The 24,669-nt window shown below is 73.8% G+C and carries 19 protein-coding genes; 11 read left to right on the plus strand and 8 right to left on the minus strand.

What is annotated here, in order from left to right:
• Window positions 1-110: 110 nt before the first annotated feature.
• Complete coding sequence (locus SNR22_RS08700; protein ID WP_320065966.1) at window positions 111-1,538, minus strand: UDP-glucose/GDP-mannose dehydrogenase family protein; 1,428 nt, start codon at window positions 1,536-1,538, stop codon at window positions 111-113.
• Window positions 1,539-1,786: 248 nt separating this feature from the next.
• Here SNR22_RS08700 and SNR22_RS08705 point away from each other — a divergent pair, with 248 nt between their 5' ends.
• Window positions 1,787-2,950, plus strand: coding sequence for an acyl-CoA dehydrogenase family protein (locus SNR22_RS08705; RefSeq protein ID WP_320065967.1), 1,164 nt, complete (start codon window positions 1,787-1,789; stop codon window positions 2,948-2,950).
• Between the two features lie 133 nt (window positions 2,951-3,083).
• On the opposite strand, the gene SNR22_RS08710 is transcribed toward SNR22_RS08705, so the two are convergent.
• The gene (locus SNR22_RS08710; RefSeq protein WP_320065968.1) at window positions 3,084-4,520 is read right to left on the minus strand and encodes an aKG-HExxH-type peptide beta-hydroxylase; all 1,437 of its coding nucleotides are present in this window, start codon (window positions 4,518-4,520) and stop codon (window positions 3,084-3,086) included.
• An 80-nt stretch (window positions 4,521-4,600) separates the two neighbouring features.
• Between SNR22_RS08710 and SNR22_RS08715 the strand changes: the two genes are divergently transcribed.
• From SNR22_RS08715 to SNR22_RS08730, 4 genes are read left to right on the plus strand one after another with little or no spacing between them, the layout of a single operon-like run.
• Window positions 4,601-4,864 carry a hypothetical protein gene (locus SNR22_RS08715; RefSeq protein WP_320065969.1) on the plus strand — a complete coding sequence of 88 codons (264 nt, stop codon included), beginning with the start codon at window positions 4,601-4,603 and terminating at the stop codon, window positions 4,862-4,864.
• 37 nt (window positions 4,865-4,901) lie between these two features.
• Complete coding sequence (gene fxsT, locus SNR22_RS08720) at window positions 4,902-8,717, plus strand: FxSxx-COOH system tetratricopeptide repeat protein (protein ID WP_320065970.1); 3,816 nt, start codon at window positions 4,902-4,904, stop codon at window positions 8,715-8,717.
• Window positions 8,714-9,742 (plus strand): hypothetical protein, encoded by a 1,029-nt coding sequence (locus SNR22_RS08725; RefSeq protein WP_320065971.1) that lies wholly within the window; start codon window positions 8,714-8,716, stop codon window positions 9,740-9,742. The genes fxsT and SNR22_RS08725 overlap by 4 nt, the downstream gene beginning before the upstream one ends.
• Window positions 9,739-11,034, plus strand: a complete 1,296-nt coding sequence (locus tag SNR22_RS08730) for a hypothetical protein (RefSeq protein ID WP_320065972.1) — start codon at window positions 9,739-9,741, stop codon at window positions 11,032-11,034. The genes SNR22_RS08725 and SNR22_RS08730 overlap by 4 nt, the downstream gene beginning before the upstream one ends.
• Before the next feature lie 15 nt (window positions 11,035-11,049).
• Here the strand turns inward: SNR22_RS08730 and SNR22_RS08735 are convergent, their stop codons facing one another.
• From SNR22_RS08735 to SNR22_RS08750, 4 genes are all read right to left on the minus strand, one after another.
• Window positions 11,050-13,320 carry an AAA family ATPase gene (locus SNR22_RS08735; protein ID WP_320065973.1) on the minus strand — a complete coding sequence of 757 codons (2,271 nt, stop codon included), beginning with the start codon at window positions 13,318-13,320 and terminating at the stop codon, window positions 11,050-11,052.
• Complete coding sequence (locus SNR22_RS08740; protein ID WP_320065974.1) at window positions 13,320-14,300, minus strand: hypothetical protein; 981 nt, start codon at window positions 14,298-14,300, stop codon at window positions 13,320-13,322. Before SNR22_RS08740 ends, SNR22_RS08735 begins: the two co-directional genes overlap by 1 nt.
• A complete protein-coding gene (locus SNR22_RS08745) occupies window positions 14,297-15,130 on the minus strand; it encodes a hypothetical protein (RefSeq protein WP_320065975.1) in 834 nt (277 codons plus the stop codon). Before SNR22_RS08745 ends, SNR22_RS08740 begins: the two co-directional genes overlap by 4 nt.
• A gap of 89 nt (window positions 15,131-15,219) precedes the next feature.
• Window positions 15,220-15,885, minus strand: coding sequence for a hypothetical protein (locus SNR22_RS08750; RefSeq protein WP_320065976.1), 666 nt, complete (start codon window positions 15,883-15,885; stop codon window positions 15,220-15,222).
• Between the two features lie 23 nt (window positions 15,886-15,908).
• Here SNR22_RS08750 and SNR22_RS08755 point away from each other — a divergent pair, with 23 nt between their 5' ends.
• A complete protein-coding gene (locus SNR22_RS08755; RefSeq protein WP_320065977.1) occupies window positions 15,909-16,427 on the plus strand; it encodes an acyl-CoA thioesterase in 519 nt (172 codons plus the stop codon).
• Window positions 16,428-16,518: 91 nt separating this feature from the next.
• On the plus strand, window positions 16,519-18,507 hold the full coding sequence (locus SNR22_RS08760) for an acetoacetate--CoA ligase (protein WP_320065978.1): 1,989 nt from the start codon (window positions 16,519-16,521) through the stop codon (window positions 18,505-18,507).
• Between the two features lie 9 nt (window positions 18,508-18,516).
• On the opposite strand, the gene SNR22_RS08765 is transcribed toward SNR22_RS08760, so the two are convergent.
• The gene (locus SNR22_RS08765) at window positions 18,517-19,206 is read right to left on the minus strand and encodes a TIGR03089 family protein (protein WP_320065979.1); all 690 of its coding nucleotides are present in this window, start codon (window positions 19,204-19,206) and stop codon (window positions 18,517-18,519) included.
• Window positions 19,207-19,357: 151 nt separating this feature from the next.
• Here SNR22_RS08765 and SNR22_RS08770 point away from each other — a divergent pair, with 151 nt between their 5' ends.
• Together SNR22_RS08770 and SNR22_RS08775 are read left to right on the plus strand one after the other, a co-directional pair.
• A complete protein-coding gene (locus tag SNR22_RS08770) occupies window positions 19,358-20,503 on the plus strand; it encodes a glycosyltransferase family 1 protein (RefSeq protein ID WP_320065980.1) in 1,146 nt (381 codons plus the stop codon).
• Window positions 20,504-20,555: 52 nt separating this feature from the next.
• Complete coding sequence (locus SNR22_RS08775; protein WP_320065981.1) at window positions 20,556-21,647, plus strand: mannose-1-phosphate guanylyltransferase; 1,092 nt, start codon at window positions 20,556-20,558, stop codon at window positions 21,645-21,647.
• 52 nt (window positions 21,648-21,699) lie between these two features.
• Here SNR22_RS08775 and SNR22_RS08780 read toward each other — a convergent pair whose 3' ends face one another.
• Window positions 21,700-22,296, minus strand: a complete 597-nt coding sequence (locus tag SNR22_RS08780) for an NUDIX hydrolase (protein ID WP_413775612.1) — start codon at window positions 22,294-22,296, stop codon at window positions 21,700-21,702.
• A 63-nt stretch (window positions 22,297-22,359) separates the two neighbouring features.
• Here SNR22_RS08780 and SNR22_RS08785 point away from each other — a divergent pair, with 63 nt between their 5' ends.
• Together SNR22_RS08785 and SNR22_RS08790 are read left to right on the plus strand one after the other, a co-directional pair.
• A complete protein-coding gene (locus SNR22_RS08785; protein ID WP_320065982.1) occupies window positions 22,360-23,394 on the plus strand; it encodes a hypothetical protein in 1,035 nt (344 codons plus the stop codon).
• Between the two features lie 274 nt (window positions 23,395-23,668).
• Complete coding sequence (locus tag SNR22_RS08790) at window positions 23,669-24,664, plus strand: helix-turn-helix domain-containing protein (protein ID WP_320065983.1); 996 nt, start codon at window positions 23,669-23,671, stop codon at window positions 24,662-24,664.
• Window positions 24,665-24,669: the final 5 nt, after the last annotated feature.

Raw genomic sequence — 24,669 nt, forward strand, 5'->3', positions numbered from 1 at the left:
CCGCGACGGGGCGGGGACCGGCCGGATGGGCGCGCGGCGCGGCCGGGAGAAGAGTGACGGCCGGCCCCGGACGAGTCCGCGGCCGGCCGTCACCGGTGTCGTGTCGCCGGTCAGGGGCGGCCCATGCCCCGGTACTCCCAGCCGGCCTGCGTCCACAGCGTGGAGTCGAGGCAGTTGCGACCGTCGACCACCCGTCGACCGACGACCAGTTCACCGAGGGCCACCGGGTCAGCGTTGCGGAAGTCGGCCCACTCGGTGAGCACACAGACCAGGTCCGAGCCGGTCACCGCGTCGGCCATGCTGGGCTCGTACGTCAGCTCGGGGGCCACCCGTCGGGCGTTCTCGGTGCCCTGCGGGTCGTACACGTGCACGTCCGCCCCGGCCTTGCCGAGCAGCCCGGCGACGGCGAGCGCCGGGGCGTCGCGTACGTCGTCGGTGTTGGGCTTGAAGGTCGCGCCGAGCACGGCGATCCGGGTGCCGGACAGGTCCGGGCCGGCCGGGCCGGTGCGGCGGCCGAGCAGCTCGGCGGCGAGCTGGACGACCCGGGTCCGGCGGCGCAGGTTGATCAGGTCGACCTCGTGCAGGAAGCGCAGCGCCTCCCCGGCGCCCAGCTCCTGCGCGCGGGCCTGGAAGGCGCGGATGTCCTTGGGCAGGCAGGCCCCGCCGAAGCCGAGACCGGCCTGGAGGAACCGGTTGCCGATCCGGGGGTCGTACCCGATGGCGCGGGCGAGCTGGGTGACGTCGCCGCCGGAGGCCTCGCAGACCTCGGCCATCGCGTTGATGAAGGAGATCTTGGTGGCCAGGAAGGCGTTCGCGGCGACCTTGACCAGCTCGGCGGTGGCGAAGTCGGTGGCCACCAGCGGGACCTCCCGGTCCTCCGTGGCGGCCAGGTCGAACACGCCCTTGTGGGCGGCGTAGAGCATGCCGTTGGCCCACTCGCTCTTGACGCCCACCACGATCCGGTTGGGGCGCAGCACGTCGTCGACGGCGAATCCCTCCTGGAGGAACTCCGGGCTCCACGCCACCTCGACGCCGAGGTCGGCCGGGGTGTGCTTGCCGACGAGCTGCTCCACCCACTCGGCGGTGCCGACCGGGACGGTGGACTTGCCGACGATCAGCGCCTTGCGGGTGAGGTGCTGGGCCAGGCTGGTCACGGACGCCTCGACGTACGACAGGTCGGCGCCCATCCCGTCGGCGCGCTGCGGGGTCCCCACGCAGATGAAGTGCACGTCGCCGAATTCGGCGGTCTCGGCGATGTCGGTGCTGAACCGCAGCCGGCCGGCCGCCAGGTTGCGCCGCAGCAACTCGTCGAGGCCGGGCTCGTGGATCGGCACCTCGCCGGCGTTCAGCTTGGCGATCTTCTCCACGTCGACGTCGAAGCCGAGCACCTCGTAGCCCAACTCGGCGTAGCAGATGGCGTACGTCGCGCCGAGGTACCCGGTGCCGAGGAAGGTGACCCGGGGCCGGGCCGCGCCCGACGGCGGGGTCACCGCGGCGATGGCCGGCATCGGTTGGGTGTTCGGGTACGGAATCGTCACGCCTGTCTTCTCCGCTCGCGCTGGCGGCGCTTCCTCGCGTCGCAATCGACTGCGGCGCCTGGGCCGGGCACCTAAGGGGAATTGTGTCGTTCTGTGGTCGCCCGTGCCCCGCCGAGGCCTCCGTCAGGCCCGAGCCTACGCGGCGGTAAGGATCAGCCGGGCGCTGGTCGCTATCCTTCAGTCTGCGCGGTCGGAGGTTCCGAGACGCTACAGACTGCGCATGATAGCGGTGAAGGGGAGGGGCCGACATGGCCGCAGAGCAGTCGTTCGACGTCTACCGGTTGCCCGAGGAGCACGAGGCGATCCGGGAGGCGGTGCGTGAGGTCTGTGCGGCAAAGGTGGCTCCGCACGCCGCCGAGGCCGACGAGACCAGCGAGTTTCCGAAGGCGTCCTACGACGCGCTCCGCTCGGCCGACTTCCACGCACCGCACATCCCGGTCGCCTACGGGGGCGCCGGGGCAGATGCCCTGGCCACGGCCATCGTGATCGAGGAGGTGGCCCGCGCCTGCGCCTCGTCGTCGCTGATCCCGGCGGTGAACAAACTGGGCACCATGCCGCTGATCCTGGCCGGCTCCGAGGAGCTCAAGCGGAAGTACCTGACCCCGGTCGCCGCCGGCGAGGCGATGTTCTCGTACTGCCTCTCCGAGCCGGAGGCGGGCAGCGACGCTGCCTCGATGACCACCCGGGCCGTTCGTGACGGCGACCACTGGGTGCTCAACGGCGTGAAGCGGTGGATCACCAACGCCGGCGTCTCGGAGTACTACACGGTCTTCGCCGTGACGGATCCCACTGCCCGATCGAAGGGCATCTCGGCGTTCGTGGTCGAGAAGTCCGACCCGGGGGTCAGCTTCGGCGCCCCGGAGAAGAAGCTCGGCATCAAGGGCTCGCCGACCCGCGAGGTCTACCTCGACAACGTCCGGATCCCGGCCGACCGCATGATCGGCGCTGAGGGCACCGGCTTCGCCACCGCGATGAAGACCCTGGACCACACCCGGGTCACCATCGCCGCGCAGGCCGTCGGCATCGCCCAGGGCGCGCTCGACTACGCCAAGGGGTACGTCCAGGAGCGCAAGCAGTTCGGCAAGGCGGTCGCCGAGTTCCAGGGCATCCAGTTCATGCTCGCCGACATGGGCATGAAGCTGGAGGCGGCCCGGCAGTTGACGTACGCCGCCGCCGGCAAGTCCGAGCGGGGCGACGCCGACCTGACCTACTTCGGCGCGGCGGCCAAGTGCTTCGCCTCGGACGCCGCGATGGAGATCACCACCGACGCGGTGCAGCTCCTCGGCGGCTACGGCTACACCCGCGACTACCCGGTCGAGCGGATGATGCGGGACGCCAAGATCACCCAGATCTACGAGGGCACCAACCAGGTCCAGCGGGTCGTGATGGCCCGCCAGCTCCTGCGCGGCTGATCGATCCGACGCGGTGGCGGCGTTCCGGCCGCCGCCGCGTCGACCGGACCCTGGCGTTCCGGCTGCCGCCGCCGTGTCGGCCCGATCCTGGCGTTCCGGCCGCCGCCGCGCTCACCGGCGACGGCGTCCGGCGTCACTCGGTCGTCCGCCCGGCCAGCGCGGCGGCCCGCCGGGGTACCGTCTCCCGTCGCCAGCCGGCCAGCACGTCGTCTAGCTGCGCCACCAACAGCCGCCCGTACCGGGTGAGGCCGTCGCCGGCCTGCAGTTGCCCGGCGACGTCCTGGCAGGCCCGGCGGACGCGCTCGAACTCGACCTGGGCCCGTAGCAGCGGGCCCGGCTCGGTCTCGACGTGGCGCTGCCGCCGCCAGAAGTCGGCCACCCGTACGTGTGCGTAGAGGCCCTGCACCAGTGCCGGCAGCGGCCGCAGGCCGGCCCGCCACGGCACGGACAGCCGAACCCCGTCGGCCGCCTCGACGAGCGCGAAGAGGTCGTCCAGCGCCGCGAGCTTGTTGTGCGCCAGCTCGTGCACGAGGGTGGCGGCCAGCGTCTGGGGGTCGCCGTGGCCGGCGATCGCGATGCAGCCCACTCCGGCCGGGAAGGTTCCGCTCACCAGCTCCGCGCCGCGTTCCCGGGGCGTGCCGTCCCGCCCGCCGCTGGCCAGGGCCGGCGGCCCCGTACCGTCTCCGGCCAGCGGCATCAGCATGGAGACGGCGGCGGCCAGCTCGTCCGCGTACCGGCGGTGCCGGGTGGCCAGCAGCCGCCAGGCCGGCGCCAGGCGGGCCCGCCAGGCACCGGCGTCGGCCGGGCCCACCGGGACGGCGGCGGCAGGGCGGGCCACCGACCCCAGGTCGTCGAGGCGCAGCCGCAGCCCCGCCCGCCCACCGGCCCGCAGCACGGGCGTCCGGAACCACACCGGCTCGTCGGGCTCCGCGCCGGCACCCGCCGCCCGGCCGGCCCGGTGCGCCGCCGGGACGATGGTGACGCCGTCGAGCGCCACCGTGCCGTCGGCTCCGCCCACGACCAGCTCGACGACCCGCGATCCGGTACCGGTGCGGGTGCCGTCGGGCGGGGCGGGCGTCCGGACGAGGCCCAGCGTCGGCAGGGCGAACGCCGCGCCCGACGGGCCTGTCGGAAAGGCGACACGCAGCGGAAGGCCCGCCCGCAGGGCTGCCGCCGCGGCCACCGGACCGAGCATGGCGGGCTGTGCGGTAGGCCTGTCGCCGGCCCGCAACGCGGCCAGGGTCTGTGCCACCCAGGCGCTCACGGCGGGGTAGGTGAGCACCTGCCGGGCCGGCTGCGGGGCCGAGCGTCGCAGCTCACCAAGGTCGCGCCAGGCCCGCCGGACCAGTCCGGCGTGCGGGTGGCGGAGGTCCTCGGTCAGCTCCACGACCTCCCGCAGGGCGAGCAGGTTGCGGCTGTGCTGACCGGCCAGCAGCCGCCGGACGGCGGAGGGCCCGCCACCGCCACGGGCGATCGTCAGGAACGTCCCGGAGGACATCTCGTGCCGGTCGGCCCGCACCCGCGCCCTCCCCCGGCCATGCGGCAGTCCACCGAAGCGACGGGTGAACATCGATGAACGCTACGATATGTTACTGGCGGAACGCTGACTGTGCCGTTCGAAGTGGTGGCCTCGAGAAGGTTGGACGAGACATGTCGGAAGGGATGAGCAGCAGCGACAAGCCGCTGATATCTCATCTTCTCAATGCCGAAGAACTCGATCCGGCGGATCTCGACGCCGTTCCACGGAAACTGCTGCTCCGGTCATTGCGCCGGCTGATCGACGAGACAGGGGACCCGACGGCCGAATTCCTGTGGTTCCCCAACCAGACCAGCGATCCTGGGGGGCTGCGCAGCCGTCGGCGGGGACGATCCGGGTCCGGCGAAAACGCCGGTGGGGACGGGGAGGGAAGCTGATGAGGGGTGACCGTTGCCGGGTCGGGTCGGTCCGCCGGTGAGCGGGCGGCCGGCGTCCTGGCCCGCAGCCGGTCCGGCGGAGACCAGGGTCATCGCCTTTCTGGCCGGCACCAGCCTGACCGGCCGTACCAATGTGGTCAGCAACCTGGCCTGGATGCTGGCCCGCGCCGGCCGGCGGGTCCTGGTGGTCGACGCCGGGCGGGGCGCGGTGCGGGTGCACGAGCACCTGCGGATGTTCCACATCGGAGAGTCGCCGGTGACCGATCACCTGCCGGCCGGGCTGGCCAGCCTGGTCTTCGCGCTGCCCGGGCTCGCCGGCACGCAGCCCGAGCTGCGCGGGTATGCGGCTCCGCCCGGACGGCTGCACGTGGTGTGGATCCCCGAGACGGCCGCCTGGCCGTCGGTGGCCGAGCTCGGCGGCGTGACCCGCAGCGACCTGCGCCGGCAACTGCGCTTCACCGAGTACGACTACGTCCTGCTCGACCCGGCCGACTCGGCGGACGTCGTCGCGCAGTGGCTGGCGGTCCTCTGTGACGTGGTGGTGGTCTGCTTCCCGCACCGTTCCGCCCGGCTCGCCGACGCCGTGGCCGTGGCCGGGCAGGTGCACCGGGCCGCGCCGGCCGGCGTACGGATCATCGCGACCGCGACGGGCATGAACGAGAACGATCCGGGGCGGATCCGCAGCCGCGCGGAGGCCGTGCGCGCGGAGTTCCTCGGCGCGCTCGACGAGCCCGCCCTCGGTGTCGACTTCGCCCAGGTGGACCTCCCCGGCAACCCGTCCGGGCAGCCGCTGGCACCGCTGCTGGAGGAGTCCCCGCACCGGGACCGCCTGCTGGCCGCCTACGGCGAGCTGGTGCGCCTGGTCACCGACGGCGAGCTGCGCGACGTCCCGCCGGAGCCGGAGACGGCCCGCAGCCGGTACCGGTACGGTCTGGCCCGGCAGGCCGCCGAGGAGTCCGGCGACCTGTTCCTCGCCCACCCCCCGCCGCAGCGTCCCTGGGCGGACTGGCTGCGGGCGGAGCTGTCGGCGGTCGGCCTGCCGGTCCGGCCGTGGAACGCGGCCGACGCGTCGCGGCGCGACGGGGCGGTCACCGTGCTGGCCCTGGCCCCCGACGGCGACCCGGACGACCGCTGGCTGGCCGGGATCGCCGAGGCGGTACGCGCCCGCGGCGACGCCGAACTGGTGCTCGTGCGCACCTCCCCGGAAGCGGGCGCCGACGACCCGGAGACACCCGGGGCGTTGGCGTCGACTCCGGCCGGCGTGGACCGGGTCGTCGACCTCACCGGCTGCCCGGAGGAGACGGCCCGTCAGCGGCTGCGCGGGACGCTGGGCCTCGCTGTGGTGTCGACTGTGCCCGCCGAACGGTCCTGGCGGGCGGGCTTCCCGAGCGGCCGGAGCACCCCGCCCCGCGAGTTCCGGGTGCTCACCCCGCCGAGGCTGTTCGTGGGCCGGGACCGGGAGCTGGGCGAGCTGCGTGACCTGCTGCTGGCCGGCCGGGAGGCCGAGCCCGTGGGGGTCTGCGGGCCGGTGGCCGCAGGCAAGACGTACCTCGTCCGCGAGTACGTGCGCCGGTTCCGCTGGGACTACGGGCTGATCGTCTGGGTCGCGGCGGGCAGCCGGCACGAGGCGCGGTCGGCGCTGGCCGAGCTCTCCGACGAGCTGGGCGTCGAGCCGAGGGGCCACCCGGCCCAGGAGTTGCTGCACGAGCTGTCCCGGCGCCCGGAGCAGTGGCTGATGGTCTTCGACGGCGCCGACCACCAGGAGCTGGCCGGCCTGCTGCCGCCCGTCGGCACCGGGCACGTGGTGCTCACCTGCCGCGCCGACGCCCCCGGGCCCGCCGGCGAGCGCGCCGTCACCCTCGGCGCGCTGACCGAGCCCGACGCCGTACGTCTGCTCACGTCGCAGGTGGAGGGGCTGTCACCCGGGCCGGCGGCGGCGGTCGTCGGCACGGTGGGTGCCCTGCCGCTCGACCTGCGGCTCGCGGCGGGCCTGCTGGGGCAGGCCGGCATCCTGCTGCACGCCCGCCGGGCGATCACCGAGTCCCGGGCGGCGGACGCCGCCGTGCCGGCCTTCCGCGCGGCGGTCGCACCCTCCCCGTCGGCCCCCGACGAGCCGGCCCTGCCCCGGATCGTCCGGGTGGCGCTGGCGCTGATGGGCGAGGAGCTCAGCGGCCGGATCGCGGTGGTGCTGGCGCAACTCTGCGCGTTCGTGGCCCCGACAGGAATCTCCCTGGCCCTGGTGCAGTCCCGGCCGATGCGCAACCAGGTCGCGGCCGGGCTCTCCGCCGCCGACGCCGCCCTGCTACGGGCCGACGGGTGGGAGATGGACCGGGCGCTGGCGTTTGCCGCCCGGTTCCGGCTGGTCGACGTCGTCTGGGGCGGCGGCGGGATGGTCCGGATGCACCCCGCCGTGCAGGCCGCCCTGCTGGACGGGATGACCGACGTCGAACGGGCCGCACGGCGGGAGCAGCTCCTGCGCGGCCTGGCCGCCAGCTCGCCCCGGACCGTGGCCGCGGCATCGGCTCCCCGCCGCGAGCTGCACCAGCACCTCGTCAGCTCCGGGGCGCTCGACGTGACGGGCCCGGACGATGTCCGGCGCTGGCTGGTCGAGCAGCTCGAGCACCTGATCGCCCGGGGCGACGGCGAGGTCGCCGAGGCGTTGCGGCTGTGGCGACCGATGCTCGACCGGTGGTTGGACCTACACGGCTGGGACGACCGGCTCACCCTGCGCCTGGCGACCCGGCTCGCCGACGTCACCCGGGCGCTGGGCCGCAGCGGCGAGGCGCTGGAGCTGAGCCGGGAGGTGCTCCGGCACAGCGCGTCCCTGCTCGGCCCGCAACACCCCCGGGTCCTGGTGACCCGCCGGGGAATGGCCGGCGACCTGCGGGGGCTGGGCAAGTTCCGGCCGGCCCTGATCGAGGACCAGACGACCTGGCGGGGCTTCCGCGACCAGTTCGGCAACTCCCACCCGGAGACCCTGATCGCCGCGCACAACCTGGCAAACTCCTACCACCTCGCCGGCCGGACGGACGAGGCGGCGCGGGTCGGGCTGCGGACCCGGGCCCGACGGCTGCGGCTGTTCGCCGCCGATAACCCCGACACCCTCTGGCTGACCAGCGACATCGGCCTGTTCCTGGCTGAGCTGGGCGAGCTCGACGAGTCTCGCCGGCTGCTGGATGACGCCTACCGGCGCCGGCTGGGCGGCGGCGGCCAGGGGGACGAGGACACCCTGCTGCTGCGGATCATCCGCAGCCTGGCGGTCACCGACCGGCGGCGCGAACAGCTTCCCCGGGCCAAGGACCTGAACAGCCGGGCCTACCTGGCGCTGCGCCGGCTGCTCGGCGAGGACAACCCGCGGACCCGGTCGTGCCGGCTCAGTCTCGCCGTCGACTACCACCTGGCCGGGGAGAGCGAGGATGCGGTCCGGCTGGCCGAGGAGAGCCTCGCCGGTTACGAGCGTGACCTCGGCCCGGCGCATCCGTTCACCCACCTGGGCCGCAGCCTGCGGGCGGTCCTGGTGCGGGGCGCGGGCGACGTGGAGGAGGCGGTCGTCGACGGGGAGAAAGCGGCGACCGGCCTCACTGCCACGTTGGGTGAGTCGCATCCGTGGACCCTGGGCGGGCTGGTGAACCAGGCCGGGAACCTCGCGTCCGCGCGCCGCGCCGAGCAGGCCGAGCAGTGCCTGCGCGCCGTCGTCGAGCAGGGCCGCGACCTGCTCGGCCCCGGCCACCCCTACCTGCAGACCGCGCGCCGCCTGTTGGCGGCGGTGATCAGCGACGGCGAGATCAGCGGTGGGCACCCCCACGACGGCGTCCCGTTCCACTTCGTCGACATGGAGGTGCCGGAGACATGAGCACGGACACCCCGGCCGGCGCGGCGGCGGACGGCACCGAAGAACGCCGCATCGACGTGGCGCTGGGCGGCCACCTGGACGGCCGCTGGCCCGCCGCGCTGGATCGCTGCGTGGAGCTGATGCGCGAGGTCCCCGGCATCGCGCACCTGGGCCGATACACCAACGGCGTCTGCGACTTCGCCCTGGACACCGACCCGGCGCCGGCCGCGACGGGTGTCGCCGGCCTGGCCCCGGAGGAGCGGCAGCTCGTCGACCGGGACGTGGTGCACGTGACGACCGACCTGGACGCCCAGCTCCGCCCGGCGCGCAGCGGGGACCTCATCCGCGTCGTGCTGCACACCGCGCTCGGCACCCTGTTCACCCTCCAGGTGCGCCGGGAACAGCATCTGGTCTGCGTGAGCGGGCCGGACGAGCTGCCGGGGCCGCTGCCGCCCCGGGAGGCGGCAGCCCGCGCCGCCGACGTGGGCCTGTCCCAGCTCGCCAACCAGCTACGCGAGGCGGTCAGCCAGCAGCCCACCGACTACGGCGGCTGGCTCAGCGTCGACGAGGTCGCTCCCGACCGCCCCGACCCGGCCGACGCCGTCGTCCAGGCGGCCGGCGGGCCCCGGACCTGGGCCGAGGCCGAGTCGTACGCCGGGCTGGCCGCCACCTGCGCCGGCCGTCTCGGGGCCGACGACCTGCACTACGCGGCCGTCTGCCGCGCCGGGCGGGTGGAGGCGACGGCCGACCTGCTCGACGACCCTCGGCTGGCCCGGTTCTTCGACGACATCACCCCGGCCCGCCGCCGGGACTTCTACGCCATGGTCGGCCAGCGGATCGACGTGCTGCTGCGGTCCCTGGTGCGGGCCGCGCACCCGGTGATCGGCTCCCGGGTGCGCCGGCTGGTCCTCGACGTCGAGGAGGGGGCCCTCTACTGCTACCCGGTCGGACTCGACCGTTACCTGCTCGGGGTCACCCTCGACCAGCACCGGGTGTGGGCGGCCGACGAGAAGGCGGCGCAGCTCAGCCGCGACCTGGTCGGATGAGCCGGCCGGCTGACCCACCCCTTGTGCCGCCCACCGGGCGCGGGCCGGCCGTCGCCCCCGACGAACCCGCGACCCCGGCCCGTCCCGGTCCGGCCAGGGTGGTCGAGGCGCTCCTGCCGTCGCTGCGACGCAGCGGGCTCTTCGTCCTGGTGGCGGCGGCCGGCTGGGTCCTCGCTGCGCAGCTGGGCTGGACCGCCGCCCACCGGTCGGAGGGCTATCTCACCGTGGCCGGCGCCCTGCTCGCGGTCGGGCTGTTCGCCAGCACCTACGGCATCGACCTTCGACAGGCCCGGGGGAACCTCCGCCTGGTCGGGCTGGCGATCACCCTCGGCGTGGTGGTCAAGGCGGCGCTGATCTCGGCGGTGATGTACCTGGCGTTCAGGGAACCCGCCTACCTGGTCCTCGGCGTCGCGGTGGCCCAGATCGATCCGCTGTCGTTCGCGGCGGCCCGGTTGCAGTCCCGGATGTCCGAGCAGGCCAAGGCGATCCTCAGCGCCTGGGCGTCGTTCGACGACCCGGTGACCGTCCTGCTGACCGTGTACACCGCAGCCTGGGTCCTGCCCCTGCTGCCGCCGGACCCGGCCGCGTCGTCCGCGCCACCGCATACCGGCGTCGAGTCGTTCGGCCTCTCCCTCGCGGAGAACCTCGCCCTGGCCGCCGTGGCCGCCCTGCTGTGGTGGGGCACCGAGCGGGCCCGCCGGAGCCTGGCCGACCGGTCGCCGCGCTCCGGCCGGCTGCTGCAGCTGCTCCAGGTGTTCCTCCTCGTGGCGGTGGGCGCGTTCGCGGTCTGGCAGTTCCTCATGCTGGGGCTCGCCCTGGCCGGCCTGGTCTACCGGCCGCCCGTCGCCGCCATGCTGGACCGGCTCACCCGGCTGGCGTTCCTGGCCGCCTCGTTCGCCCTCGGGCTGGTCCTCGTCGGAGGGCTGCACCCGGTGCCGGGGGTGGTGCTGGGGGTGTCCGCGGTCGCCGCGCACATGCTGGTGGCCATCGTGATCGGGCGGCGGCTGCCGCCGTCGGATCGGCTGGACGTCGTGCTCGGCCAGCAGAACGGGATCACCGCGGTGATCCTCGCGCTGGTGTTGGAACGACAGTTCGTCGGGACGGTGGCCGTCGTCGCCCCGGCCATCGTCGCCATCAACCTGCTGCACGCGCTCGGCAACGGCCTGCGGGAGGCATATCGGCGGGACGGGCCCACGACCCCAGCGTCGTTGCCCGGTCAGCCCGGTCCCCGACCCGCACCGGCCCGACCCGCACCGGCCCGGCCCGGCCCGACGCCCAACGGGGCTGAGTGAAACGGCACGGGTCGGTCAACGCTGGTCGGTGCCGAGGGCGGCCAGCAGTTCCCGGTGCACCCGGGCGCTGAAGTCGCCGAGGACGTCCTCCGCCTCCTGGTGCTGCCGGGCCGCCCCGGCCGGGCCGACCAGCTCCCGCAAGCTGCGGACCTGGTACAGCGGCAGGTACTCGTAGACCGCGTCGAAGATCCCGCACATGGTGGCCAGCCGCTCCCGGTCCCGGGGCGTCAGCCCCCCGGCGCGCTGGCCGACCGACCGGTACCACTCGACGACCGCCCGCCCGAACGCGTCGACGAGGGCGTCGAGCAGGCCGGCCACCCCGGCCGCCGACTGGATCTCCGGGGTCCTCACCCGAGCCCGGACGGTCTGCCGCGCGCCGCGCCCGCCCGTGTCGTCCTGGAACGCCCGCCGCAGCAGCTCACCCGCCGGAGTGAGCAGGTCCACCGCCGTGAAGGCCCGGTCGAACAGCTCCGTCACGCCTGCCGGCAGGGCGGTCAGCTCCACCCGTCGCGCGCCGTCGCCGGCCGGCGGGCCGACCCCGCGCTGCACCTCGCGCAGCTCCCGGTGGATCGCGGCGAGCTGCTGGTCGTTGTGGGCGCGCAGATCCTCCAGCGAGCCGGTCAGCAGGCTCAGCATGTGCTGGGTCGCGGACTGCCGTCGGTCGAGGCGGGACAGGTGCGGCGCCACGGAGGCCAGCGGCCCCTCCAACGGGTAGCGCTCCTCCAGCCGGACGGCCATCGCCTTGAACTCGACCGCGAGCTGGTCGGCGAAGGATCGGGGGCTGTAGTGCAGAGGTTCCCGGCCCACCGCGTCACGAATGCGCGGCAGGAACCGCTCCGGCGGCGGCTCCAGGACGACGAGCAGCAGCTCGCAGTCGCGGTGCGCGCGTACCGAGCGGGCCCGGTGCTCCACCGCCGCGACGTCGTCCTCCTCCAGCAGCGGCCCGGCCAGCAGGATTCCGCAGCCCGCGTCGTCCCGGCCGATCGGCACCCAGTAGTCGACCCGGCCGCCGTGGGTGTCGTCCAGGAAGTACTCCGGCACGTATGTTTCGTAGCCCACCGCGACCAGCACCTGGCGGATCTCCGCGCGGACGTTCTGGGCGCCGCCGGCGTCGTAGATCTCCCGGGCGACCTGGCGGACCATCGGGTGGGTCACCGCACCGCCCTGGTCCTTGGATCGGCGCCACAGCCGGTGGCACAGCGAGATCACCCCCCGGGGGACGCCGTTGGTCAGCTCGACGACGTACCCCAGGGTCTGCTCGGTGAACGGCTCCAACTGGCCGCCCTGGCGGGCCAGGACGTAGTCGTGCACCTCACGGACGGTCAGCGAGGACATCCGTACGTGCTCACCGATCCGGTCCCGCACGTCGCGACGCATCGTGGTGAGCAGGTCGGGGAGGCCGGCGAGGATCAGGAAGGTGCTCGACGCGGCGAAGACCCGCAGCATCTCCTTGAACGCGTCGAGCGCCTCGTCCTCGCGGCGGCCGGCGGCCGTGAGCAGTTGGTCCAGCTCGTCGATGACCAGCACGAAGGGGCGTGGGCCGTGCCCGAGGAGCAGGGCGAATACCCCCATCGCCTGCAGGGCGGTGGCCTCGCTGCCGGTGATCGTGCCGGTGATGCCCCGCTCGCGGAGCACCTCGGAGGGCGGCCGGCCGGTGAACCACTCCCACACCGCGTCCTCGAAGCCGCCGCGCAGCAGCAGAGTGAGCGCCTGGGCGAACTCGGCGTTGTCGGTGACGTCGCGCAGTCGGTCCCGTAACCGCCCGAGGAACTGGTTCTCTTGCAGGCCGAACGTGTCCACCACCTGCACCGGGTCGATCGAGCCGGCCAGCAGCGAGTCGGCCAGGGGCGCGGTGGCCCGGGACATCCGCAGCTTGGTGGCGAGGATGTCGGCGTACAGGCCGCGGACCCGCTCGTGGACCAGTTCCCGGCGGTCGGCCAGCTTGTCGGCGAATGCCCGGTAGAGCGAGACGAAGGTGTCCGGCGGCGCGTTGAGGTGCAGCGACTGGACCGAGCCGGCCGACTGCTCCGTGGCGTGCCGGATCAGGTACGCCGCCAGGTGCGTCTTGCCGGTGCCGTAGTCGCCGACCACGGCGAGCACCCGGCCGGGGGCCGGCTGCCGGCGGGCCTGCACGGCGGCCAGGTAGGTGTCCATCACGGCGGTCGCCCGCCGGACGGCGGCGGTGGGGATGGTGAGGACGGTCGATCCAGCGTCCGCGATCTGGGCGACGGCGCTCGACGGGTAAGGGTTCACCTCACCGCCGAGGTCCCGGTCGAACGCATCCATCAAGGCTGCCCCTCCAGGTCGCGCAGTCTCCTAATGAAGTGTCTGCTGATGTGCTCCCAGGTCACCTCATCCGGTCGGTCATCTTGCACACGGAGTTCCTCGTACAGGCCGTAGAGTAACCGTTGCATCTCACGGATGGTTGCCAGTCGACCGTTGTCGATGAAATCTTCGAGCGCGGTGGGTGCCAGCCGGGGGAGGGTGCCGGCCGGCAGCCGGTCCAGCCGGTGCTGGGCGAAGCGGTCCGCGTGCCGGTGGTCGAAGCCGCCGACCTGCAGATAGACGGGGGGCACCGGGCTGTCCCGGTCCAGCGCCTGGCGGTGCTCGGCGGGCAGCGCGTAGGCCGTCTCGGCGAAGAAGACGACCCGCCGGGGTGCCCGGGTCCCGTAGTAGACCAGTTCCTCGGTCAGGTCGGCCGAGGGCGGTAGCAGCACGATGAGGACCTGTTGGGCGTCCAGGCATCCGGGCAGGTTGCGGTACGCGTCGTCCGGGCTGTCCCGCATCTCGTACGCCAGGTCCGTGGTCAGCAGTTGAAGCTCGAAGAGCTTGTCCAGCAGCGCCCGACACACGTTGCCCCGGCGTTGCGGGATGGCCTCGTTGTCCCGCGCCTCCCGGGTGAGGTCGAGGACCTCGGCCGTCAGGCCGGCCTTGCCGAGCTGCCCCCGCAACCAGTACGCGCAGCGGTTCGTCAGCGCGGTCTTGCCACATCCCCGTCCCCCGGTGACCAGCACCAGCCGTCCCTCGTGGTGCAGGTAGGAAGGGTCGCCGAACTCCTCCTGGCACTGCTCGAAGGACTCCTCGGTGTGGTCCACCGGCACGTAGAAGTTGACGTGGTCGCGGTGGCGCAGCGGGTTGAGCGGGTCGACATCGCGGCGCAGGCCCGGCACGGCGAAGGGGTTCGGCGGTCGCGCCGGGTGCAGCCCTCCAGCGGGCCCCGCCGGTGCCGGCCCGCCCGCGCCCGCCGGTGCCACCCCGCCGGTCACCGTACGCTCGCCGGGGGTCGGCCGGGGAGGAACCCGGAATGCTGAACCGCCTGGGCCACCTGCTCCACCTCCGTAGCGAGCTGCCTGAGGGCGTCCCGCTGCCCCCCGATCCACTCGGCCCGGCGCTGCGGGTCCCGTCCACCGGGGACGGCCCGGGGCCCCACCGGCTCCTCGTCGAGGGCGTCGCTGAGCCGACGGGGCAACTCCCAGCCCCGGCGGGCGTCGGCCACCGCGTTCAGCCGGCCGACGAGTTCGAGCCGCCACTTCCGCACCTCGCCGTCATCCGGGGGAAGCCCCGGTCGGGCCTGCTCCAGTTCGCGCAGCAGCGCCTCCGTCGCGCGCCGGTACTCCCGGCCCGCCGTGCGCAGCGAGTCGGCCTCGGCCCGGCGGACCCCGGTCGTGGCCTGCCGCCGGCTGAACCAGGCGGCCAGCACCGCGCTGGCCACGGCGAGCACGAGCGAGGGCGCCACCGTCGACCAGGGGGACGACCCGCCGCCCGACGACCCGCCCTGCCGGGTGGCGGCGAGCAGCCCCAGGCAGGCCCGGTCGAAATCGGCCCGCCGGTCGTCCCGCCACTGCTCGACGTCGCCGAGCCCGGTCCGCCAGGTCAGCAGGTCGGCCGACGGGCCGGGCTCGGCCAAATCCAGCGCCACGGCGGCCTCCGCCAGCCCGGCCCGGTGCTCAGCGGACAGGCAGTAGATCCGAGCCCCGTCGTCGACCGTCGGCCCGGCCGTGGCCTGGCGGTACGCCAGCCCGCCCGCGACCAGCCCGAGCAGGCCGGCGCACATCGCCAGGGCGGCCGGCCGGCCGATGACGGATGGCACTCGCATAACGGCTGACTGTAGTGAAACCGAGCCGTCCACGGATACCGCCGCCCGGCCGGAGATCCTGCTGACGGGTCGGCCCCGGTCTCATCCGTTCAGCGCAGCTCCTTTGTGGTGTCCTCCGCCCGGTTGCTCGGGCGCGGCGGAGCCGACCACGGCGATTCCCCTCCGCTACGGCGGGGCAGCGGATCGGTCGGGGTGTCATCCGGGTAGCCGAGGCTGAGCAGGGTGGGGTCCTGGTCCGGGCTGTTCCCGGCCGACGGCCAGTCGGTCAGGGTGGGGTTGGTGTCGTCCTCCGACTGCTGTGCCGGGGCGGGCCCCGGCTCGGCCACCGGCCGGGGCCACCGCCGCCAGCGCTGCCCGCTGAACGTCGCCATCAGCAACAGCGCGCCGATCAGGAAGAGGGTGCCGTTCTGCACCGGCAGGTACAGCGGCAACGGGTCGCCGAAGATCTTCCACCCCTCCGGGATCCGGTCGCGCACCGTGAACGGGGCGACGAACATCCCGACGTACGGGGTGACCAGCAGCAGCCCGGCCACCAGCGGGCCGAGCGGGGAGAAGCGCAGCGTGCCGAGCAGGCCGAGCAGGACCCCGGCGGCGGCGAGGTAGACGGCCGGCTCGATCAGATTGGCCGTGTTGAACGTGCCGATCTCCACCCAACGGGTGATCGTGCGGGCCGACCCGTCCTGCCCGAGGGTGATCAGCACCCAGGTGACGGGGGCCACGACCAGCCCGGCGAGGAAGCTCCAGAGATGTCGCATTGGCGCACCGTACCGTCTCCGGCATGACAGATCATCTCTCCGCCGCGCCGCAGGGCAAGCCCACGTCGTACTCCCGGGTGACGCTGAGCCGAATCATGACTGCGGTCGATGTCAATCTGTACGGAACCGTGCACGGAGGGGTGTTGATGAAGTTCGTCGACGACGTGGCGGGTGCGGCGGCGGCCCGGCACAGCGGCGGCACGGCGGTGACGGCCGCGATCGACGAGATCGTCTTCTCCGAGGCGGTCCGGGTCGGCGATCTGGTGCACGCGCACGCCCAGGTCAACTGGACCGGGCAGACCTCGATGGAGGTGGGCGTGCGGGTGGTCTCCGAGCGCTGGGACTCGGCGGAGGACGAGCCGGTCCGGGTCGCCACCGCGTACCTGGTCTTCGTGGGGGTGGACGTCGGCGGCGCGCCCCGCCCGGTCCGCCCGGTGCTGCCGCAGACTGCGGAGGACGAGCGCCGCTACCGGGAGGCGGAGATCCGCCGCGCCCACCGGCTGGCGAAGCGCCGTGCCATCCAGGCCCACCGCGAGCTCTAGCCTTGGGGGGCGGGGGTGCGGAGGGAGTCCTTCTCTACCGTAGGCGTTAACAAGGTGCCCTTCCTGCTGGGGCCCGGAGGAGGGTGAAGCTGTGGGTGACGTGCTGTGGACGCCGCCGGCGGACGTGCGCGAGCGGTCCCGGATCGGTGGCTACCTGCGCTGGTTGGCCGAGCACCGGGGGCTGGAGTTCACCGACTACGACGCGCTGTGGCAGTGGTCGGTCACGGACCTCGACGGGTTCTGGCGGTCGATCTGGGACCACTTCGGCGTCGTCGCGCACACCGAACCGACGGCCACGCTGACCGACCCGGCGATGCCGGGCACCCGCTGGTTCCCCGGAGCCACCCTCAACTACGCCGAGAACGTGCTGCGGATGCCGGGCCTCGGCGACGACGACCCGGTGGTCATCGCGCACGGGCAGACCCGCGCGCCGGAGACCCTGACCGCCGCCGAGCTGCGCGAGCGGGTCCGCCGGGTGGCGGCGGGGCTGCGCCGCCTCGGCGTCCGCCCCGGCGACCGGGTGGCCGCGTACGCGCCGAACATCCCCGAGACGTACGTGCTGCTGCTGGCCACGGCCAGCCTGGGGGCGATCTTCTCGTCCTGCGCCCCGGAGTTCGGCACCCGCAGCGTCAGCGACCGGTGGCGGCAGATCGAGCCGAAGGTCCTCGTCGCCGTCGACGGCTACCGGTACGGCGACAAGCCCGTCGACCGGCGCGCCGAGGTGGCCGCGATCCGGGCCGCCCTGCCGTCGCTGGAGCACACCGTCGCGGTGGCGTACCTCGACCCGGCCGGGGCCGTGCCCGACGGGACGCTCTCCTGGGCCGAGCTGGCCGCGCCGACCGACGAGCCGTTGGCCTTCGCCCCGGTGCCGTTCGACCACCCGTTGTACGTGCTCTACTCCTCCGGCACCACCGGGCTGCCGAAGCCGATCGTGCACGGCCACGGCGGCATCCTGCTGGAGCACCTGAAGATGCTGGCCCTGCACCACGACCTGGGCCCGTCCGACCGGTTCCTCTGGTTCACCACCACCGGCTGGATGATGTGGAACTTCCTGGTCTCCGGGCCGGCCGTGGGCGCGGCGATCGTGCTGTTCGACGGCAACCCGGGCCACCCCGACCTGGGTGGGCTGTGGCGGCTGGCCGAGGAGACCGGCACCACGTACTTCGGCACCTCCGCGCCCTTCCTGCTGGCCTGCCGCAAGGCCGGCCTGGTGCCGCGGGAGATCGCCGACCTTTCCGCGCTGCGCGGGGTCGGCTCGACCGGCGCGCCGCTGCCCGCCGAGGGCTTCACCTGGGTGTACGAGACGGTCGGTGACGACCTCCAGCTCCAGTCCCTCTCCGGCGGCACGGACGTCTGCACCGGCTTCGTCGGCGGCGTGCCGCTGTTGCCGGTGCACGCCGGGGAGATCACCTGCCGGGCGCTCGGTGCGCGGGTGGAGGCCCGCTCCGCCGACGGCGCCCCGGTCATCGGCGAGCTGGGCGAACTGGTGATCACCGCGCCGATGCCGAGCATGCCGGTCGGCTTCTGGAACGACCCGGACGGCGCCCGCTACCGGGAGGCGTACTTCGACGTCTACCCGGGGGTGTGGCGGCACGGCGACTGGATCACCATCAACGACCGGGGCGGCTGCGTGATCACCGGACGCTCCGACGCCACCCTCAACCGGGGCGGCGTCCGGCTCGGCACCGCCGAGTTCTACTCCGTCGTCGAGGGGTTGGACGAGGTCGTCGACTCGGTGGTGGTGCACCTGGAGGACGACGAGGGCGGCGCGGGGGAGTTGCTGCTGTTCGTGGTGCTCGCCGAGGGCCTGGAGCTGGACGACGACCTGCGGAGGAAGATCTGCCGCGAGCTGCGCACCGCCCTGTCGCCGCGGCACGTCCCCGACGAGATCCATCAGGTCCGGGCGGTTCCGCGCACCCTGTCGGCGAAGAAGCTGGAGGTCCCGGTCAAGAAGATCCTCACCGGTACCCCGGTCGACGACGCGGCGGCCCGGGGCGCCCTGGCCAACCCGGAGTCCCTGACGGCCTTCGCCGCCTTCGCCCAGCGCCGCACGGCGACGGAGACCCCGACCTCCGCCTGACCGCGACGATCAGGTCAGGGCGAGGGTGACCTTTTCGGTGGTCACCCTCGCGTCCACCCGGCTCTGGTCCAGGTTCGCGCAGAGGACGATCGTGGCGCGCGCCGTCAGCGGGGCGAGGAGCCAGTCGACCGGGTCGGGGTGGGCTGCGGCGTCCAGCAGGACCCGGTCACCCCGGGCGATGCCGAGCTCCGTCGCGCGGGTGACCGCACGGGCCAGCAGCTCCGCGTCCTGCGGCCCACCCCGGGGGTACGGGGTGAAGTGGTCGCCGTGGGCTCGGACGGAGACCACGTAGTCGGCGAAGCCAACGGGCACCTCGCGCAGCGGCAGGGCGAACGGGGCGAGTGCGAGCGCGTACCGCTCGCCGGAGGGCCACGCCTCCGCCTCGGTGACCCGGTCGGCGGCGGCGAAGAGCACCTCCACCGGGGCGGGGCCATCGGTCACGGTCAGCCCTGCGGCCCAGCAGCCGAGCAGCACCGCAGCGGTCTGCCAGTGCGGCGGCAGCAGCACCCCGGCCGACTCGCCGGGGCCGGCGCCGATCTCGTCGACAAGCATGTTGGCCGTCTTGGCCACCCAGTTGGCCAGCGTCGCGCCGGAGAGCTCGGTGCGTTCGCCGGTGGCGTCGTCGTACCAGGTCAACAGGGGGCGGGCGGGGTCGGGCATGGTCGCGTCGGCGAACACTCGGGCAATGTTGTCGGCCATCGGCGCGAACGATACGCCCCCCACATCCGTATTCGTGAGCAGTGACAAGTCGGCGTACGGTCGGGTCGCAGTCAGCGCCCGGGCCTGGCCCCGGCGTAGGCTTATCCGGAGTGTTGTTCCCCACAGCTACGCCATCTCAAGGAGTTGCCTCGTGACCGCCGGTCGCCCGCCTCGCGTACTCATCGACGCCACGAGTGTCCCCGTTGACCGTGGCGGCGTCGGTCGATACGTCGATGGCCTGCTCGGCGCCCTCGGCAAGGTGTGCGGCCAGGGAATCGACCTGGCTGTGGTCAGCCTCCGCACCGACCTGGAGCGCTACAGCCGGATGCTGCCGGGAGCGGAGATCATCGCCGCGCCGGCCGCAGTGGCGCACCGCCCGGCCCGACTCGCCTGGGAGCAGACCGGCCTGCCGCTGCTGGCCCAGCAGGTCGGCGCGCACGTGCTGCACTCGCCCTTCTACACGTGCCCGCTGCGGGCCGGCTGTCCGGTCACCGTGACCGTGCACGACGCGACCTTCTTCACCGAGCCGGAGCACTACGACAAGTCCCGGCGCACGTTCTTCCGCAGCGCGATCAAGACCTCGCTGCGTCGCGCCGCCCGGGTGATCGTGCCCAGCAAGGCCACCCGGGACGAGCTGATCCGGCTGCTGGACGCCGACCCGACCCGGATCGACGTCGCCTACCACGGGGTCGACCACGCCGCCTTCCACGCCCCCGGCGAGGAGGAGAAGGCCCGGGTCCGGGCCCGACTGGGGCTCGGCGACAGCAGCTACGTCGCCTTCCTCGGGGCGAAGGAGCCGCGCAAGAACGTCCCCAACCTGATCCGTGGTTGGGTCCGCGCGGTGGCGGACCGGGCGGACCCGCCGGCACTGGTGATCGCCGGTGGCCAGGGGCACGACGACGACATCGACCGGGCGGTCATCGAGGTCCCCTCGCACCTGCGGCTGCTCCGCCCGGGATATCTCCGCTACGCCGACCTGCCCGGCTTCCTCGGCGGGGCACTGGTCGCCGCCTACCCGTCGTACGGCGAGGGCTTCGGCCTGCCGATCCTGGAGGCGATGGCCTGCGCCGCCCCGGTGCTGACCACCCCGCGGCTGTCGCTGCCGGAGGTCGGCGGCGACGCGGTCGCCTACACCAGCGAGGACCCGGCCCAGATCGCCACCGACCTGGCCGCCCTGCTGGACGACGATCAGCGCCGGTTGTCGCTGGCCAAGGCCGGTTTCGACCGGGCCAAGGAGTTCACCTGGGAGTCCAGCGCCGAGGTGCACATCGCGGCGTGGACCCGGGCGCGCGCCTGAGGCTTCGACCGACAATGCGTCCCTACCGTGGCGGTTCGGGCATGATGTGCTGATGCTTTACGCCGTCATCCCGGCGGGCGGCAGCGGCACCAGACTGTGGCCGTTGTCCCGTGCGGGCCATCCCAAGTTCCTCCACCCGCTCACCGGAACCCCCGCGTCCCTGCTTCAGGCCACGGTGGACCGGCTGGCGCCGTTGGCCGCCCCGGAGCGCACCCTGGTGGTCACCGGAGCCGCGCACGTCGCGGCGGTGGCACGGCAACTGGCCGGCCTGCCCGAGGAGAACATCCTCGTCGAGCCCTCGCCCCGGGACTCCTGCGCGGCCATCGCGCTCGCCGCGGCGGTGATCGCGCTGCGGGACCCGGACGCGGTGATGGGTTCCTTCGCCGCCGACCACCTGATCCGGGACGCCGACGCGTGGGTGGCCACGGTCCGCGAGGCCGTGCGCGGCGCCGAGCAGGGGCTGCTGATGACGGTGGGCATCACCCCCACCCGGGCCGAGACCGGTTACGGCTACCTGCACACCGGTGACCCGGTCGGCGAGGGCCCGCTGCGGCCGGTGCGGGAGTTCAAGGAGAAGCCGGCCGCCGAGGTGGCCGAGGCGTACCTGCGCTCGGGGCACCACCTCTGGAACGCCAGTATGTTCGTCTGGCGGGTGGACGTGTTCCTGGCCGAGCTGGCCCGGCAGCAGCCGGCGCTGCACGCCGGGATCACCGCCATCGCCGCCGCCTGGGGCGCCCCGGAGCAGGACGAGATCCTCGGCATGGTCTGGCCGACCCTGCCGAAGATCTCCGTCGACTACGCGGTGATGGAGGGCGCGGCGACCGCCGGCCGGGTGGCGACCGTCCCCGGCGACTTCGGCTGGAACGACGTCGGTGACTTCCACACCCTCGGCGAGGTGCTCCCGGCCGACCCGGCCGGCAACGTGGTACTCGGCGTGGACGCCAAGCCGGGTGTGTTGCTGCGCGACAGCACCGGCCTGGTTGTGGTCCCGCAGTCCGGCCGGCTGGTCGCCACACTCGGGGTGCACGACCTGATCGTGGTCGACACCCCGGACGCGGTGCTGGTCTGCCCCCGCGACCGTGCGCAGGACGTCAAGGCCCTGGTCGACGAGCTGAAGGACCGGGGCGACGAACACTACGTCTGAGGTGTAAGGAAGGGCCCCTTCTTCACGCCTGGCGTAGCGAAGGGTTCCCTTCTCACCTCCCGGGCTGAGCAGCGCGGCGGCGTAGCGCGGCCAGGGCCGGGACGACGAGCTGGGCGGTGCCGCCGGCCAGCGGCTCGGGCAGCCGGTCCGGCGGGAACCAGCCGAGCGCCTCGGACTCGTCGCTGACCCGCTCCGTCGCGCCGGCCGGGGCGAAGACCGCGAACCGCACGTCGTGGTGCAGCGAGTCGCCCTGGCAGGCCACCGGGTGGATGTCCACGTCGATCGGGACCGGGTCGACGACCAGGCCGGCAATGCCGGACTCCTCGCCCGCCTCGCGCAGCGCGGCGCCGGCCAGGGTGCGGTCGCCGGGCTCGCAGTGGCCGCCGAGTTGCACCCACCGGTGCAACTTGCCGTGCAGGCAGAGCAGGATCCGCTCGCCGGTGGCGTCGAGGACCAGCGCGCTGGCGGTGACGTGGCCGGCCCGGTGCTCCCGGGCCATGGCCGCCGGGCCGGCGGCCAGCAGGTCGAGGGTGCGGTCCCGGGCCCGCCCGGCCGCCGCGCCGGTCGGCGTCCACCCGGCGAGCACGGCTGTCGCGTCGGCGTGCAGGGCCGCGTACGCCTCGGCGAGGTCCACCGGCGGCGTCGACAGGGCAGCGTTCGTTGCGTCTGGCACCCCGCCACTCTAGGTGCGCCGGGTTTCTAGGCTGACCGGGTGACCCTGCGACTTGTCGAGTTCGTCGTGGCCGGCAACGAGGCGAGCGACCTGTTGCCGGTGCGTTCGGAGGCCCTGCTCACCGCCCACCGGGCCCGGCGCGGCTTCTGGACCGTCCTCGACGAGGGGCCGGTCGAGCGCTGCCTCGCCCTGCTGCTCGAAGACGACGACGGCGGGTGGACCGCCCACCACGTCGACGCCGACGCCGGCGCGGAGAACGACCGTACCGAGGACGGCGAGGCGCTGGCCCACCACGACGGCTGGGTGTATGTCTTCGGCTCCCACTTCGGCTCGAAGGGCGGCCCGCTGCGCCCGCGCCGGGCGTTCGTGGCCCGGTTCCGCGAGGACGACGCCGCCGCCGGTCGGCTGCCGGTGCACGTGGTGCGCAACCGGTTCCGGCTGCACCGGACGATCAACGACGCGTTGGCCGGCGCCGCCCTGGCCACCGTGGCACCGGGGGAGCGGGTGCGGGACCGGTTCATCGTCGCGACCGTCGCCCGGGGCGCTGCCCGGGCCAAGGGCTGGGTGGGCCGGCTGGCCGAGGGGGACCTGCCGCTCAACGTCGAGGCGGTCGCGTTCACCCCGGACGGCACCGCGCTGCTGGGCCTGCGCTTTCCGGTCACCGCCGACGGGGAACCGATCCTCGTCGAGGTGGCGGGGGTGCCCGAGATGTTCGACGGCGGGGCCTGGCCGCGCGCGCTCGGTGCGTACGCGCTGACCGGGGTGACCCCGCCGGGCGCGCTCACCGGCTTTCGGGCAATGACCCCGCTGCCCGAGGGCGGCTACGCCGCGATCATCGGCTCGATCGACGCGCTGGGGAAGGCTTCGGTGCTGCTCGACGACCATCCGACGGGTGGCGACGTCACGTCGCGGCACGTCCGGTTCTTGTTGGAGAAGGCCGCGGGGCACCTGATTCCGGCCGGGATGGTGGCCGACCTGGCCCCGTTCCACCAGGTGGAGGGCCTCGCCGAGGAGCACGGTCGGTGCTGGTACGTCACGGACGAGGAGCACCGGGTCGCGCTCTGGATCGGCTGAGGACCCCGAACGGACGAACGGCCGGGTGGCACCCCTGCGGAGCAAGAGCCGCAGACCCTCGTGGTGCCGCCCGGCCGCCGATCCCCCGGCCCCGGTGCCCCAGGCCGGCGTCATCGACGCAACGGCCCGTTGCAGGGCAGGTAAAGCCTGCCGAAGCGGCGACCGGATCGTCGAGGTTTTTCATGCCACGCTTAAACGTTGGAGATAAATGCCGTCCGGGTACAGTTCGAACGGTCAGTGGGTGCGCCCGCTGTCCGCCGGCACGGGAGCTCCAATGCTGAAGATTCACTTTTCCCCCGACGACATCCTCCGTACCCGGGTGGCCCCGAGCGCGGACCCGCTCTGGGAACTGGTCCTCAGCGTGCACGCGCTCCAGATCCGCAGCCGGGATCCGCTGACCTCGGACTGGCGCCGGGGCGTCTCCGGTGAACTGCGCCGGCACGTCAACAAGGAGCAACTCCGGCTGCTCTTCGCGGTGAACCCCAGCCGGGGCTACTTCCCCGACTTCCTCACCCCGCACGACAGCGTCCAGGGCCTGGAGGCGGGGCTGGAGGCGGTGCGGAGCACGCCAGTCCCGTCGCTGCGCCGGGACCTCACCCGGGTGGTGGTGGCGCATCCCCTGCCGTCCTCGGCGGCGGCGCTGGCTCGGGGCGAGGCCGAGACGCTGTGCCACCTCACCGATTCGATGGAGCAGTACCGGATGTTGGCGCTGAGCCCGTACTGGCCGCATGTCCAGGCCGCGGTGGAGGCGGACCGGACGCACCGGGCCCGGGCCATGCTGGACCGGGGCGTCGAGGGGCTCCTGGCCAGCCTCCGCCCGCTCGCCCGGTGGGACTCGGGGGTGCTGGAGATCCGCGGGTACCCGGACAGCCGGGAGCTGCATCTGGACGGCCGGGGCCTGCTGCTGGTGCCGTCCTTCTTCTGCGCCGGCACCCCGGTGGCCCTGCTCGACCCGGCCCTGCAGCCGGTGCTGGTCTATCCGGTGGACCGGCTGGGTGGGCTGGCCCCGACCCCCGGCGAGGGCGGCGCGACCGGCGACGCCCGGGAGGCGCTGGCCGCCCTGCTCGGCCGGACCCGCGCGTCGGTGCTCGAGGCCACCTACGAGGGGCGCACCACCGGTGAGGTGGCCCGCCGCCTGCGCATCTCCCCGGCTGCGGCCAGCCAGCACGCCACCGTGCTGCGCAAGGCCGGCTTGCTGGTCAGCCACCGGGACCGCAACACGGTGCTGCACACCCTCACCCCGCTCGGCCGCGCCATCCTCAACACCTGAGTGGC

It is taken from the genome of Micromonospora sp. RTGN7, from assembly GCF_033804645.1.
In the GTDB taxonomy this organism is placed as follows: domain Bacteria; phylum Actinomycetota; class Actinomycetes; order Mycobacteriales; family Micromonosporaceae; genus Micromonospora.